Consider the following 13,638-nt stretch of genomic DNA (forward strand, 5'->3'; position numbering starts at 1 on the left):
ATGGTTGCTTCCCGCGAGGCCCCGGCGCCCGCCTGCCAGGCCGTCACGGTGCTGGGGGCCACCGGCTCCATCGGCACCAGCACCCTGGACGTCATCGCCCGTCATCCCGAGCGCTACCGGGTCCACGCCCTGACCGCCCACCGTTCCCGCGAGGCGCTCCTCGCGCTGTGCCGTCGCCACCGGCCCGCGGTGGCGGTGCTCGGCGACGAGGCCGACGCCGCCTGGCTGCGGGCGCGGCTGGCCGAGGCCGGGCTGGCCACCGAGGTCGGGGCCGGGCCCGAGGCGCTGGTCGAGGTGGCCGAGGCCCCCGAGGTCGATGCGGTGATGGCGGCGATCGTCGGTGCCGCCGGGCTGCTGCCCACGCTCGCCGCGGTGCGGGCCGGCAAGCGGGTGCTGTTGGCCAACAAGGAGGCCTTGGTGATGTCCGGGGCACTGTTCATGGAGGCGGTGAAGCGAAGCGGCACGACCCTGCTGCCCATCGATTCCGAACACAATGCCATCTACCAGTGTCTACCCGTGGAGCATCGCGGCGGGCTCGCCCGCCATGGCGTGACCCGGCTGCTGCTGACCGCCTCCGGCGGCCCCTTCCGGGGCTGGAGCGCGGATCGTCTCGCCCGGGTGACGCCGGAGCAGGCCTGCGCCCACCCCAACTGGTCCATGGGCCGCAAGATCTCGGTGGACAGCGCCACCCTGATGAACAAGGGGCTGGAGCTGATCGAGGCCTGCTGGCTGTTCGACGCCCATCCCGACCAGGTGCAGGTGGTGGTGCACCCCCAGAGCGTGATTCACTCCATGGCGGCCTACAGCGACGGGTCGGTGATCGCCCAGCTGGGCAATCCCGACATGCGCACGCCCATCGCCTATGGCCTGGCCTGGCCCGAGCGCATCGCCGCGGGAGTCGAGCCTCTCGACCTCTTCCGGGTCGCGCGGCTCGACTTCGAGGCGCCCGATGAAGTGGCCTTCCCCTGCCTGCGGCTGGCCCGGGAGGCCATGGCGGCGGGCGGCACGGCGCCGGCGGTGCTGAACGCCGCCAACGAGGTGGCCGTGGAGGCCTTCCTTGCCGGCCGGCTCGGCTTCACCGGCATCGCCGACCTGGTGGAACGAGTGCGTGACGGCCGGCCGGTGGAGGCCGCCGATGACCTCGAGACCATCCTGGAGGCCGATGCCCGGGCCCGCCACGCCGCCCGTGAGTGGCTGGCGCGGCGCTGAGGCGCCGACCCTATCGTGCGAGACACCCAGAGGAGACAGACTTGGGCCTGATCCAGAACATCCTGGCCGTGATCGTGGTGCTCGGCCTGCTGATCACCTTCCATGAGTATGGCCACTTCTGGGTGGCGCGGCGCTGCGGCGTGAGGGTGCTGCGCTTCTCGGTGGGCTTCGGCAAGCCGATCTGGTCCCGCGTCGATCGCCACGGCACCGAGTTCGCCATCGCCGCCATTCCCCTCGGCGGCTACGTGAAGATGCTCGACGAGCGCGAGGCCCCGGTGCCCGAGGACCAGCTCGACCAGGCCTTCAACCGCAAGAGCGTCTGGCAGCGCATTGCCATCGTCTCCGCCGGTCCCCTGGCCAACTTCCTGCTCGCCATCGTCGCCTACTGGGCGCTGTTCGTGGCCGGCACCACCACGGTGGCGCCGGTGATCGGCAGCGTGGCACCGGACTCGCCCGCCGAGCGTGGCGGGCTGCGTGCCGGTCAGGAGATCGTCGCCGTGCGCGGCGAGGCGGTGCGCGGCTGGGACGAGATCAACCTCAAGCTGGTGGCGGCCATCGGCATGAGCGGCGAGCTTTCCATCGAGGCCCGTGCCGATGCCACCTCCGAGCCCCGCGCGTATCGCCTGCCGGTGGAGAACTGGCTGGTACGCCAGGACCCGCCCCAGCCGCTGCCGAGCCTGGGCGTGACCCCCTGGCGCCCGTCCTTCCCGGCGGTGCTGGGCCAGCTGGTGCCCGGCGAGGCGGCCGACGCCGCCGGCCTGCAGCCCGGCGACGAGGTCGTCGCGGTCAATGGCACGCCGGTGGACGACTGGATGCACTTCGTCGACATCGTTCGCGCCAGCCCCGGCGAGTCCCTGTCGCTGGAGGTGCTGCGGGACGGGGAGCGACGGGACCTGGCGATCACCCCCGGACGCAACGAGCTGGAGGAGGGCGTGGCCGTCGGCTACATCGGTGCCGGGGTGGCCCCGGTGGAGTGGCCCGAGGAGTACCGCCGCGAGATCCGCTACGGCCCGGTGGCCGCCGTGGGTCAGGCCGTGTCGCGCACCGGCGAGATGACCCTGCTGACCCTGGATGCCATCCGCAAGATGCTGGTGGGGCTGATCTCGCCCTCCAACCTCTCGGGACCGATCACCATCGCCCAGATATCGGGCGACTCGGCCCGGGCGGGCCTGGAGAGCTTCGTCAGCTTTCTGGCCTACCTCTCGATCAGCCTCGGCGTGCTCAACCTGCTGCCGATCCCGGTGCTGGATGGCGGGCACCTGCTCTACTATTTCATGGAGGTGGTGCGCGGCCGGCCGGTCTCCGAGCAGGCCCAGGCGATCGGGCTGCGGATCGGCCTGGCGCTGGTGGGCACCCTGATGCTGATGGCGATCTATTTCGATCTGATGCGGCTGTGGTAACCCTGCATGACAGAGGATGGCGGCCCCCGAGGGGCTGATCCTCCGACAGGCCTGCGAGGAGGCGCTGTGAACCCATCCCTGGGCGCTACCGACGCCATCCCTGGCGTAGGACCTCCTCTTCGGCCTGTCATCGGCGCCCCTCGCCGTCGGCCTCAGTGGCCAGCGCGAGGCCTTCGCCTTGTCAGCGAGCCGCACAAGTGTATAAGGTGCCTGTCTGGACAGGTTTGGCAGATCAACGCGAGCGAATCGACTGCATGAGAATCAAGACCATCGGACTGGCGGCGCTGCTGCTCGTCGGGGCCGGGACGGCCCAGGCACAACCCTTCGAGGTGACAGACATTCGTGTGGAAGGCCTGCAGCGGGTCTCCGCGGCGTCCGTCTTCAATGCCTTTCCTGTCAGCGCCCGTGACCGGGTCGACGACCGCGAGCTGGCCGAGGCGACCCGCAGCCTCTTCGCCACCGGCCTGTTCGAGGACATCCGCCTGGCCCGCGACGGTGACGTGCTGATCATCCAGGTGGTCGAGCGTCCGACCATCAGTCGCCTCAACATCACCGGCAATCGCCAGATCGGCGACGACGAGCTGCGCCAGGGGCTGCAGCAGGCCGGCCTCGCCGAAGGCCAGGTGCTGCAGCTCTCCACCCTGGACGAGATCCAGCGCGAGCTGGAGGGCGTCTACCAGGGCCAGGGCCGCTACAGCGCCACCATCGACACCAGCGTCGAGGAGGTCGGCGAGGGCCGGGTGCAGGTCAACATCGAGATCAACGAGGGGGCGGTGGCCCGCATCCGCCAGATCAATATCGTCGGCAACCGTGCCTTCGACGATGACACCCTGCGCGACGTCTTCGAGCTCAACGATCGCCCGGGGCGCATCTTCGGCTGGTTCTCCCGCGACGAGTACTCCCGCGAGGCCCTGGCCGGCGATCTGGAGCGCCTGCGCTCCTTCTATCTGGATCGCGGCTACGTCAACTTCAACGTCGATTCCACCCAGGTCTCGATCAGTCCCGACAAGTCGCAGATCTTCATCACCGTCAACGTCGTCGAGGGGCGCCAGTACCGCATCGGCGACGTGCGCTTCGCCGGTGACCTGCAGATCGGCGAGCGCGAGGCCCGCGAGCTGCTGGCGGTGGAGCAGGGCGAGGTATTCTCGCGCAGCGACGTCACCGCCTCCTCCGAGGCGCTGCGCTCGCGCCTGGGCGCCGAGGGCTTCGCCTTCGCCAGCGTCGACGGGATTCCCGAGATCGGCGCCGACGGCGAGACAGTGGACCTGATCTTCCGGGTCGACGCCGGCCGTCGGGCCTACGTGCGGCGCATCGACTTCATCGGCAACACCACCACCCAGGACGAGGTGCTGCGCCGCGAGATGATCCAGCTCGAGGGGGCCCCGGCCTCCACCGAGTCGATCAGCCAGTCCCGCCAGCGCCTCGAGCGGCTCGGCTTCTTCCGCCAGGTCGATGTCGAGACCCAGCCGGTGGCCGGCGAGCCGGACAAGCTCGACGTCACCTATACCGTGGAGGAGCAGCCTTCCGGGTCGATCTCGGCCAGCGTCGGCTTCTCCCAGAGCGCCGGGGTGATCTACGGCGTCGGCCTCTCCCAGAACAACTTCCTGGGCACCGGCAACCGGGTGAACATCGGCGCCCAGCGCAGCGATACCTTCACCAGCGTCAACTTCGGCTTCACCGATCCCTACTGGACCCTGGACGGCATCTCCCGCGGCTACAACCTCTACTACCGCGAGACCGACTTCGAGGATTCCGACATCTCCACTTACTCCACCGACGCCTACGGCGCGGGGATCAACTTCGGCTACCCGATCAACGAGATCACCCGTCTCAACTTCGGCACCGCGGTGGAGGACCTGACCATCAAGACCTTCCGCGATACCGCCCAGGAGATCAACCAGTACGTGGAGGACCAGGGGGCCGATGCCCAGGCCCTGAAGCTGACCGCGAGCTGGACCCGCAACAATCTCAACCGCGGCATCATGCCCACCGCCGGCAACTACCAGCGCCTGTCGCTGGAGACCGCGGTGCCGGGCAGCGACGCCGAGTATTACAAGCTGCGCGGCCAGGCCCGCCAGCTCTTCCCCCTCGACGACAACCACGACTGGGCGCTGAAGTTCAGCGGCGAGCTGGGCTTCGCCGACGTGGTCGGCAACGATCCCTACCCGTTCTACGAGAACTTCTTCGCCGGCGGCCTCGGGTCGGTGCGCGGCTTCACCGCCAACACCCTGGGGCAGCCCACCACGCCCCCGCCCGGCGGTGGCCGGGACCGGACCCTGGGCGGCAACGTGCTGGTGCAGGGCAGCGCCGAGCTGCTCTTCCCGATGCCGTTCATCGAGGATCGCCGCTCCCTGCAGACCTCGCTGTTCCTGGATGCGGGCAACACCTTCCTCACCGACTGCTATGACGTGCCCGAGGGCACCACCTCCAACTGCAGCTCCGGCGTCGACCTGGGCGACCTGCGCTACAGCGTGGGCATCGGCCTATCCTGGCTGACACCGGTGGGGCCGCTGACCTTCAGCGTCGCCGAGCCGCTCAACGACGAGAGCGGCGACGACACCCAGTTCTTCCAGTTCTCCCTCGGCCAGACCTTCTGATTCCGCCACGACGACAAGACGGCCGCCGCCCGCGGCGGCCCGCCAAGGAGCCCACCATGCGTAGATTGACCGCCCTCCTGAGCCTGGTTCTGCTGGCCGTCCTGGCGCTGCCCGCCCAGGCCGATGACGTGGCCATGCTCGACTGGCGCCGTGCGCTGCTGCAGACCGATGCCGCCCAGCGCTCCATGAGCGAGCTGGAAGGCCAGGTCGGCAGCCAGCAGCAGCAGGCCCAGGCCCTGGAGCAGGAGCTTTCCCAGCTCCAGCAGCGTGCCGACAGCCTCTCGGACAGCGAGCGCCAGGAGGCCAACCGCAAGGTCGCCGAGCTCAACCGCCTGGCCGGCGAGATCATGCAGGCCCAGCAGCGCTCCGAGCAGCAGTTCCTGCAGCGCGCCGAGCCGCACCTGGATCGGGCCGTGGAGCAGCTGATCACCCGCCACAGCGTGAAGGTGCTGGTGGAGCCCCAGGGCGTGCTGCACGCCGAACAGCAGCTTCAGGACCTCACCAGCGAGCTGACCCAGATCCTCAACACCATGCTGTGAGGACCCGGGACTCATGACGCGATCCGACTCTCCGACCTACCTCCTGGGGGAACTCGCCGAGCGCATCGGCGCCCGGCTCATCGGCGATGCCGGCCGCCGGGTGAACGGCCTGGCCACCCTCAGGGACGCGGGCCCCGACCAGGTGGCCTTCCTGGCCAACCGCGCCTACCTGAAGGACCTGCCGGCTACCCGCGCCGCCGCCGTGCTGCTGCACCCCCAGCACGGCGAGGCCTGTCCGGTGGCTCGCCTGGAGCTGGACAACCCCTACCTGGGCTACGCGGCGCTGTCGCGGCTCTTCGACCCCCTGGCGAGCCGCGCGCCCGGCGGCGTGCACCCCTCGGCGGTGGTCGACCCCTCCGCCACCCTGGGGGCGCGGGTGGACGTGGGGGCCAACGCCGTGATCGAGGCCGGCGTCAGCCTGGGCGACGACGTGGTGATCGGCCCGGGCTCGGTGGTCGGCGCGGACACGGCCATCGGTGCCGGCACGCGTCTCCACGCCAACGTCACCGTCTGCCACGGGGTGATCATCGGCCAGCGGGTCATCCTGCACAGCGGCTGCGTGATCGGCGGCGACGGTTTCGGCTTCGCCCACGACGGCGCGCGCTGGCACAAGATCGCCCAGCTCGGCGGGGTGGTGCTGGGCGATGACGTCGAGGTGGGCAGCTGCTCGAGCATCGACCGTGGGGCCCTCGGCGATACCCTGATCGGCAACGACGTCAAGATCGACAGCCAGGTGCAGATCGCCCACAACGTGCAGATCGGCGACCACAGCGCGCTCGCCGGCTGCGTGGGCATCGCCGGTTCCACGAAGGTGGGCAGGCACTGCATGCTGGGCGGCGGGGTCGGCCTCTCCGGCCACCTGACGATCTGCGACGGGGTCCAGGTCACCGGCATGAGCCTGGTCACCAACTCGATCCACGAGCCGGGTGTCTACTCCTCCGGCACGGGGGCGATGAAGAACACCCAGTGGCGCAAGAATGCGGTACGCTTCAAGCAGCTCGACGACATCGCGAAACGGCTGTCACGACTCGAGAAGGGAAGCGACGGTTGAGGGCGCCGCGGGGGGCGCTATAATCCCCCGCCTGCCCGACGGTCGATGCCGCCGGCTCGTGCCCGCCCGGAAGGCGGGCATCTCGTCATTTCAGAGGTTGCTACGATGGTAATGGACATCAACGAGATTCGTGATTATCTGCCCCACCGGTACCCCTTCCTGCTGGTGGATCGGGTAACGGAGATTACCCTGGGCGAATCCATCGTCGCCTACAAGAATGTCAGCATCAACGAGCCGTTCTTCAATGGCCACTTCCCCCACCACCCGATCATGCCCGGCGTGCTGGTGATAGAGGCGCTGGCCCAGGCGTGCGGCATCCTCGGCTTCAAGACCGTCAACAAGCTCCCCGCCGATGGCTACGTCTACTACCTGGTCGGCAGCGACAACGTGCGCTTCAAGCGCCCGGTCATGCCGGGTGACCGGCTCCAGCTGCGCGCCGACGTGATCCGCGAGAAGCGCGGCATCTGGAAGTTTGCCTGCAAGGCCTCCGTCGATGGCGAACTGGCCTGCGAGGCCGAGATCATCTGTGCCGAGAGGAAGGTCGCTTGATACATCCCACCGCGCTCATCGACCCCGCGGCGCGCCTCGCCGATGATGTCGAGGTGGGCCCCTTCTCGGTGATCGGCCCCGACGTCGAGATCGGGCCCGGTAGCCGGATCGGCCCCCATGTGGTGATCAAGGGGCCCACGGTGCTCGGCGCCCGCACCCGCATCTTCCAGTTCGCCTCGGTGGGCGAGGACTGCCAGGACAAGAAGTACGCCGGCGAGCCGACCCGCCTGGTCATGGGCGACGACAACGTCGTCCGCGAGGGGGTGACGCTGCATCGCGGTACCGTCCAGGACCGCGGCGAGACCACCATCGGTTCGCGCAACCTGTTCATGGCCTATGTCCACGTGGGCCACGACTGCGTGATCGGCAACGACTGCATCCTGGCCAACCAGGTGACCCTGGCCGGCCACGTCAAGCTGGGCGACTTCGCCATCCTCGGCGGCCTCGCCGCGGTGCACCAGTTCTGCCACTTCGGCACCCACGCCATGGCCGGCGGTGGCTCCATCATCACCAAGGACACCCCCGCCTACGTGATGATCAACGGCAACCCGGCCCAGGTCCACGGCCTCAACCTGGTGGGCCTCAAGCGCCGCGGCTTCTCCCGCGAGGCGCTCAAGGCGCTGGGCGAGGCCTACAAGCTGGTCTACCGCCAGGGGCTCACCGTGGAGCAGGCGCTGGACGAGATTCGCACGCGCTTCGCGCTTGCCGAGACCGAGACCTTTGCCGCCTCCATCGAGGCCTCGACCCGCGGCATCATCCGCTAGCCATGGCCGCGGCCGAGCGACAGGCGGTGAGGCGGGTCTACCTGGTGGCCGGGGAGCTCTCCGGCGACATCCTCGGCGCCGGCCTGATGCGCGCCCTCAGGGCGCGCCATCCCGGGGTCGAGTTTCGCGGCATCGGCGGCCCGCGCATGATCGGCGAGGGTATCGACAGCCGTTTCCCCCTGGAGACCCTCTCGGTGATGGGCCTGGTGGAGGTGCTCAGGCACCTGCCGGGTCTCCTTCGCGTGCGCCGTGCCCTGAAGGCCGATGCCCTGGCCTGGCGGCCCGACATCATGGTCGGCATCGACGCCCCGGACTTCAACCTGGGCCTGGAGCGGCAGCTGCGCGAGGCCGGTCTCACCACCGCCCACTACGTCAGCCCCTCCGTGTGGGCCTGGCGCCAGGGCCGGGTGAAGGGCATCGCCAAGTCCGTGGATGCCATGCTCACCTTCCTGCCCTTCGAGGCGGCCTTCTACGCCCGCCACCGCGTGCCGGTGGCCTTCGTCGGCCACCCGCTGGCCGACGAGCTGCCGCTTACGACCGACCGGCTCGCCACCCGCGAGGCGCTGGGCCTGCCCACCGAGGGCGAGGTGCTGGCGCTGCTGCCCGGCTCCCGGGCCAACGAGATCCGCTTCCTGGGCGAGACCTTCCTCGCCGCCGCCGAAACGCTGTGTGCCGCCCGGCCGGGCCTGCGCATCGTGGTGCCGGCGGCCACCCCCCAGCGGCGCGCCGAACTCGAGAGGCGGCTGGAGGCCCATCCTGCACTGGTGGAGCGGTTGACCCTGATCGACGGCCAGGCCCGGGAGGCCATGGTGGCCAGCGACGCCGTGCTCCTCGCCTCGGGCACGGCGGCCCTGGAGGCGATGCTCTGCCATCGCCCGATGCTGGTGGCCTATCGCATGGCACCGGCCACCCACTGGCTGGCCAGGCGGCTGGTGAAGACCGAGTGGATCTCGCTGCCCAACCTGATCGCCCGGGAGTCCCTGGTGCCGGAGCTGATCCAGGACGCGGCGACGCCCGAGGCCATCGCCGCCCGGCTCGGCGCTATGCTCGATGATGCCCCGGGCCGTGCCGCCCTGGAGGCGCGCTTCGCCGAGATGCACGAAGGCCTGCAGCGCGACGCCAGCCGCCGCGCGGCGGAGGCCATCGAGGCGCTGGTGGCCGGTCGGCCGCTGCCCGCGAGTGTCGCCCCCGAGCGGGCCGAGGAGGTGGCGCCTTGACCCGGCGGCGAGGCGCCCCCCGGGAACTGCCGCCGCTGGTGGTGAACTACCACGGCCAGCGCCTGGCCGGGGTCGACGAGGTGGGCCGCGGCCCCCTGGTGGGCGCGGTGGTGGCCGCGGCGGTGATCCTCGACCCGGCGCGGCCCATCGAGGGGCTCACCGACTCCAAGGTGCTCAGCGCCAGGCGACGCGAGGCGCTCGACCGGGAGATCCGCGAACGGGCGCTGGCCTTCGCCGTGGCCGAGGCCACGGCCGCCGAGGTGGATGAGCTCAACATCTTCCATGCCACCCACCTGGCCATGCGCCGCGCCATCGATGCCCTGGTACCCTCGGCCGAGTACCTGCTGGTGGACGGCAATCGCCTGCCCGGGCATCATGTCCCCGGCCAGGCGGTGGTCAAGGGCGACGCTCGCCACCCGGCCATCGCCGCCGCCTCGATCCTCGCCAAGGTGGCCCGGGATGCCCAGATGGCCGCGCTCGACGCCCGCCAGCCCGACTACGGCTTCGCCCGCCACAAGGGCTACCCGACCCGGGAGCACCTGGCCGCCCTGGAGCGCCTGGGGCCGCTGCCGGAGCACCGCCGCTCCTTCGGCCCGGTCAAGCGCCAGCTTGCGCTGTTCTGATATTTCTCAAGCCCCGAGCCCTATATGACCACGCCCTTCGTTCATCTCCGCGTCCACACCGAATACTCCCTGGTCGATGGCCTCGTGCGGCTCAAGCCGCTGGTCAAGGCCGCGGTGACGCAGGGCACCCCGGCGCTGGCCGTCACCGACGAGGCCAACCTCTTCGGCCTGGTCAAGTTCTACAAGGCCGCCCAGGGCGCCGGCCTCAAGCCGATCATCGGTGTCGACCTGTGGCTCGCCAACCCCCACGACGAGGAGCACCCGTACCGGCTGACCCTGCTGGCCATGGACGCCGAGGGCTACCGCAACCTCACCGAGCTGATCTCCCGCGGCTGGGCCGAGGGGCAGCGGCAGGGCAGGGCGCTGCTCGACCGCCAGTGGGTGCTGGCGCAGAGCGGCGGGCTGATCGCCCTCTCCGGGGGGCGCGACGGCGAGATCGGCCGGCACCTGCTCACCGACCACCACGACGAGGCGCGCACCCTGCTCGACGACTGGAATGCCGCCTTCCCGGGCCGCTTCTACCTGGAGCTGATCCGCACCGGCCGGCCCCTGGAGGAGGAGTGCGTCCACCTCTCCGTGGACCTGGCCGTGGAGACCGGCACCCCGGTGGTGGCCACCAACGACGTGCGGTTCCTCGACAAGGAGGACTTCTGGGCCCACGAGACCCGCGTCGCCATCGGTGAGGGGCGGGCGCTGGACGACTCCCGTCGCGAGCGCAAGTACACCGAGGAGCAGTACTTCAAGAGTCCCGAGGAGATGGCCGAGCTGTTCTCGGACCTGCCCGAGGCGCTGGAGAACAGCGTGATGATCGCCGCGCGCTGCAGCGTCGACGTGCGGCTCGGCGAGATCTTCCTGCCGGAGTTCGAGATCCCCGAGGGCATGACCCAGGACGAGTTCTTCCGCAAGGTCTCCCACGACGGCCTCACCGAACGCCTCGACTTCCTCTTCCCGGCGGAGCGCTACCCCCGCGACGGGGCCGAGTTCGCCGAGATCGACAAGCGCTACCGGGAGCGGCTCGATTTCGAGCTCGATATCATCATCCAGATGGGCTTCCCCGGCTACTTCCTGATCGTGATGGACTTCATCCAGTGGGCCAAGGACAACGACGTCCCGGTGGGTCCCGGGCGCGGCTCCGGCGCCGGCTCGCTGGTGGCCTACGCCCAGAAGATCACCGACCTCGACCCCATCGGCTACGACCTGCTGTTCGAGCGCTTCCTCAACCCCGAGCGGGTCTCGATGCCCGACTTCGACGTCGACTTCTGCATGGAGAAGCGCGACCGGGTCATCGAGTACGTGGCCGACCGCTACGGCCGCAACGCCGTCTCCCAGATCGTCACCTTTGGCACCATGGCCGCCAAGGCGGTGGTGCGCGACGTGGCCCGCGCCCAGGGGCGCCCCTACTCCCTCGGCGACAAGCTCTCCAAGCTGATCCCCTTCGAGGTCGGCATGACCCTGGGCAAGGCCATCGAAGCGGAGCCGGCCCTCAAGGAGTTCGTCGAGGCCGACGAGGAGGCCGCCGAGATCTGGGAGATGGCGCTCAAGCTCGAGGGCATCACCCGTGGCACCGGCAAGCACGCCGGGGGCGTGGTGATCGCACCGACCAAGCTCACCGACTTCTCGCCGCTGCTCTGCGACGAGGATGGCTCGGGGCTCGTCGTGCAGTTCGACAAGAACGACATCGAGGAGGCCGGGCTGGTCAAGTTCGACTTCCTGGGCCTGCGCACCCTGACCATCATCGACTGGGCGCTGGAGATGGTCGACAAGGTGCGCGCCGTGTCCGGCCAGGGGCCGCTGAACATCGACAGCATCCCGCTGGATGACGCCCCCACCTTCGAGATGCTCAAGCGCGCCGAGACCACGGCGGTGTTCCAGCTCGAATCCCGGGGGATGAAGGAGCTGATCAAGCGCCTGCTCCCCGACTCCCTGGACGACATGATCGCCCTGGTGGCGCTGTTCCGCCCCGGCCCGCTGCAGTCGGGCATGGTGGATGACTTCATCAACCGCAAGCACGGGCGGGCCGAGATCTCCTACCCGCACCCGGACTACCAGCACGAGCTGCTCAAGCCGGTGCTCGAGCCCACCTACGGCATCATCCTCTACCAGGAGCAGGTGATGCAGATCGCCCAGGTGATGGCGGGCTACACCCTGGGCCAGGCCGACATGCTGCGCCGTGCCATGGGCAAGAAGAAGCCCGAGGAGATGGCCAAGCAGCGCGCCGGCTTCATGGAGGGCTGCGCGGCCAACGGCATCGACAAGGACCTGGCGGGCAACATCTTCGACCTGGTGGAGAAGTTCGCCGGCTACGGCTTCAACAAGTCGCACTCGGCGGCCTATGCCCTGGTCTCGTACCAGACCGCCTGGCTGAAGGCCCACTACCCCGGCCCCTTCATGGCGGCGGTGATGTCCACCGAGATGGACAACCTCGACAAGGTGGTGCCGCTGATCGAGGAGTGCCGCCACCTCGGCCTGACCGTGACCCCGCCGGACGTCAACGTCGGCGAGTACAAGTTCAGCGTGGATACCGAGGGGCGCGTGGTCTACGGCCTCGGCGCCATCCGCGGCGTGGGCGAGGGCCCCATCGGCGCCATCGTCGAGGCGAGGGCGGCGGACGGACCCTTCGCGGACCTCTTCGACTTCTGCCGCCGGGTCGACCCCAGGCGCATGAACAAGCGCACCCTGGAGGCGCTGATCCGCTCGGGGGCCCTGGACACCCTCGGCCCCAATCGTGCGGTGCTGGCCGCGGCCCTGGACGACGCCCTGAAGGCCGCCGCCCAGACCCAGACCAACCAGAACCTGGGCATGATCGACATGTTCGGCGAGGCCTTCGTCGACGAGGCGGAGAGCGATGCCTACGCCGGCTATCTCGGGGCGCGGGAGTGGACCGACAAGGAGCGCCTCGCCGGCGAGAAGGAGACCCTCGGCCTCTATCTGACCGGCCATCCCATCGATGAGTACGAGGGCGAGCTTGCGCGCTTCGTCTCGACGCGCATCGCCGACCTCAAGCCCTCCCGGGAGTCCCAGCGCGTGGCGGGCCTGGTGGTCGGCCTGCGCACCATGAAGTCCAAGCGCGGCGACACCATGGCCTTCATCACCCTGGACGACCGCACCGGGCGCATCGAGGCATCGCTGTTCGGCGAGCTCTTCGATCAGCTGCGCGGCCAGATCGAGGCCGACCAGGTGCTGATCGTCGAGGGGGAGGTCTCCTCCGACGACTACTCCGGCGGCCTGCGCCTGCGCGGCAAGGAGGTCACCCCCATGGTGGCGGCGCGCACCCGCTTCGGCCAGGCGGTGGAGCTCTCCCTGGATGGCGCGGCCATCAACGGCCGGCTGGTCGACTCCCTGCGGGCGAGCCTCGACCCGCACCGCGATCCCGAGGGGCTGCCGGTGCGGCTGCGCTACCGCAACGCCGAGGCCGCCGGCTGGCTGGAGCTCGATGCGGCCTGGAAGGTCTCGCCCAGCGACGAGCTGCTGATCGGCCTGCGCGAGGTGCAGGGCCAGGACGGGGTGCGGCTGAAATATCGGTAACGGGCTGCCGGCTGAGGACTGACGCATGCCAGCGAGGGGCGCCGGGGGAAGGCCGAAGAGGAGGTCCTACGCCAGGGATGGCGTCGGTAGCGCCCAGGGAGGGGGTCACAGCGCCTCCTCGAAGGCCTTCCCCCGGATCAGCCCCGAGCAGTCGCCAGCAGTCG

General features: G+C 69.8%; 10 protein-coding genes. All 10 read left to right on the forward strand.

The window, feature by feature from the left end; translation table 11 throughout:
- The 10 genes from ispC to dnaE all read left to right on the forward strand — a co-directional run bounded on the left by ispC (position 1) and on the right by dnaE (position 13,474).
- A complete protein-coding gene (gene ispC, locus BDK63_RS07320; RefSeq protein WP_183330717.1) occupies positions 1 to 1,209 on the forward strand; it encodes a 1-deoxy-D-xylulose-5-phosphate reductoisomerase in 1,209 nt (402 codons plus the stop codon).
- Positions 1,210 to 1,250: 41 nt separating this feature from the next.
- Positions 1,251 to 2,609: an RIP metalloprotease RseP gene (gene rseP, locus BDK63_RS07325; protein WP_183330718.1), complete on the forward strand. Its 1,359-nt coding sequence runs from the start codon at positions 1,251 to 1,253 to the stop codon at positions 2,607 to 2,609.
- A gap of 254 nt (positions 2,610 to 2,863) precedes the next feature.
- Entirely contained in the window at positions 2,864 to 5,206 is a 2,343-nt protein-coding gene (gene bamA, locus BDK63_RS07330) for an outer membrane protein assembly factor BamA (RefSeq protein WP_246385926.1), read from the forward strand.
- Between the two features lie 56 nt (positions 5,207 to 5,262).
- On the forward strand, positions 5,263 to 5,745 hold the full coding sequence (locus tag BDK63_RS07335) for an OmpH family outer membrane protein (protein ID WP_183330719.1): 483 nt from the start codon (positions 5,263 to 5,265) through the stop codon (positions 5,743 to 5,745).
- Positions 5,746 to 5,758: 13 nt separating this feature from the next.
- Positions 5,759 to 6,796: a UDP-3-O-(3-hydroxymyristoyl)glucosamine N-acyltransferase gene (gene lpxD / locus BDK63_RS07340; protein WP_183330720.1), complete on the forward strand. Its 1,038-nt coding sequence runs from the start codon at positions 5,759 to 5,761 to the stop codon at positions 6,794 to 6,796.
- A 105-nt stretch (positions 6,797 to 6,901) separates the two neighbouring features.
- Positions 6,902 to 7,345, forward strand: coding sequence for a 3-hydroxyacyl-ACP dehydratase FabZ (fabZ, locus tag BDK63_RS07345; protein WP_183330721.1), 444 nt, complete (start codon positions 6,902 to 6,904; stop codon positions 7,343 to 7,345).
- Positions 7,342 to 8,109 carry an acyl-ACP--UDP-N-acetylglucosamine O-acyltransferase gene (gene lpxA, locus BDK63_RS07350; protein WP_183330722.1) on the forward strand — a complete coding sequence of 256 codons (768 nt, stop codon included), beginning with the start codon at positions 7,342 to 7,344 and terminating at the stop codon, positions 8,107 to 8,109. Before fabZ ends, lpxA begins: the two co-directional genes overlap by 4 nt.
- A 2-nt stretch (positions 8,110 to 8,111) precedes the next feature.
- Positions 8,112 to 9,326 carry a lipid-A-disaccharide synthase gene (gene lpxB, locus BDK63_RS07355; protein ID WP_183330723.1) on the forward strand — a complete coding sequence of 405 codons (1,215 nt, stop codon included), beginning with the start codon at positions 8,112 to 8,114 and terminating at the stop codon, positions 9,324 to 9,326.
- On the forward strand, positions 9,323 to 9,949 hold the full coding sequence (gene rnhB, locus BDK63_RS07360) for a ribonuclease HII (RefSeq protein ID WP_183330724.1): 627 nt from the start codon (positions 9,323 to 9,325) through the stop codon (positions 9,947 to 9,949). The genes lpxB and rnhB overlap by 4 nt, the downstream gene beginning before the upstream one ends.
- A 24-nt stretch (positions 9,950 to 9,973) precedes the next feature.
- On the forward strand, positions 9,974 to 13,474 hold the full coding sequence (dnaE, locus tag BDK63_RS07365) for a DNA polymerase III subunit alpha (RefSeq protein ID WP_183330725.1): 3,501 nt from the start codon (positions 9,974 to 9,976) through the stop codon (positions 13,472 to 13,474).
- The last annotated feature ends 164 nt before the right edge of the window (positions 13,475 to 13,638 follow it).

This window comes from Halomonas campaniensis, assembly GCF_014193375.1.
Classification (GTDB): Bacteria; Pseudomonadota; Gammaproteobacteria; order Pseudomonadales; family Halomonadaceae; genus Halomonas; species Halomonas campaniensis.

Bases quoted from the DNA above. Each gene is read 5' to 3' on its own strand.
- ispC (WP_183330717.1), top strand. From the start codon at position 1: ATGGTTGCTTCCCGCGAGGCCCCGGCGCCCGCCTGCCAGGCCGTCACG.
- fabZ (WP_183330721.1), top strand. From the start codon at position 6,902: ATGGTAATGGACATCAACGAGATTCGTGATTATCTGCCCCACCGGTAC.
- dnaE (WP_183330725.1), top strand. From the start codon at position 9,974: ATGACCACGCCCTTCGTTCATCTCCGCGTCCACACCGAATACTCCCTG.
- lpxD (WP_183330720.1), top strand. From the start codon at position 5,759: ATGACGCGATCCGACTCTCCGACCTACCTCCTGGGGGAACTCGCCGAG.
- BDK63_RS07335 (WP_183330719.1), top strand. From the start codon at position 5,263: ATGCGTAGATTGACCGCCCTCCTGAGCCTGGTTCTGCTGGCCGTCCTG.
- lpxB (WP_183330723.1), top strand. From the start codon at position 8,112: ATGGCCGCGGCCGAGCGACAGGCGGTGAGGCGGGTCTACCTGGTGGCC.
- bamA (WP_246385926.1), top strand. From the start codon at position 2,864: ATGAGAATCAAGACCATCGGACTGGCGGCGCTGCTGCTCGTCGGGGCC.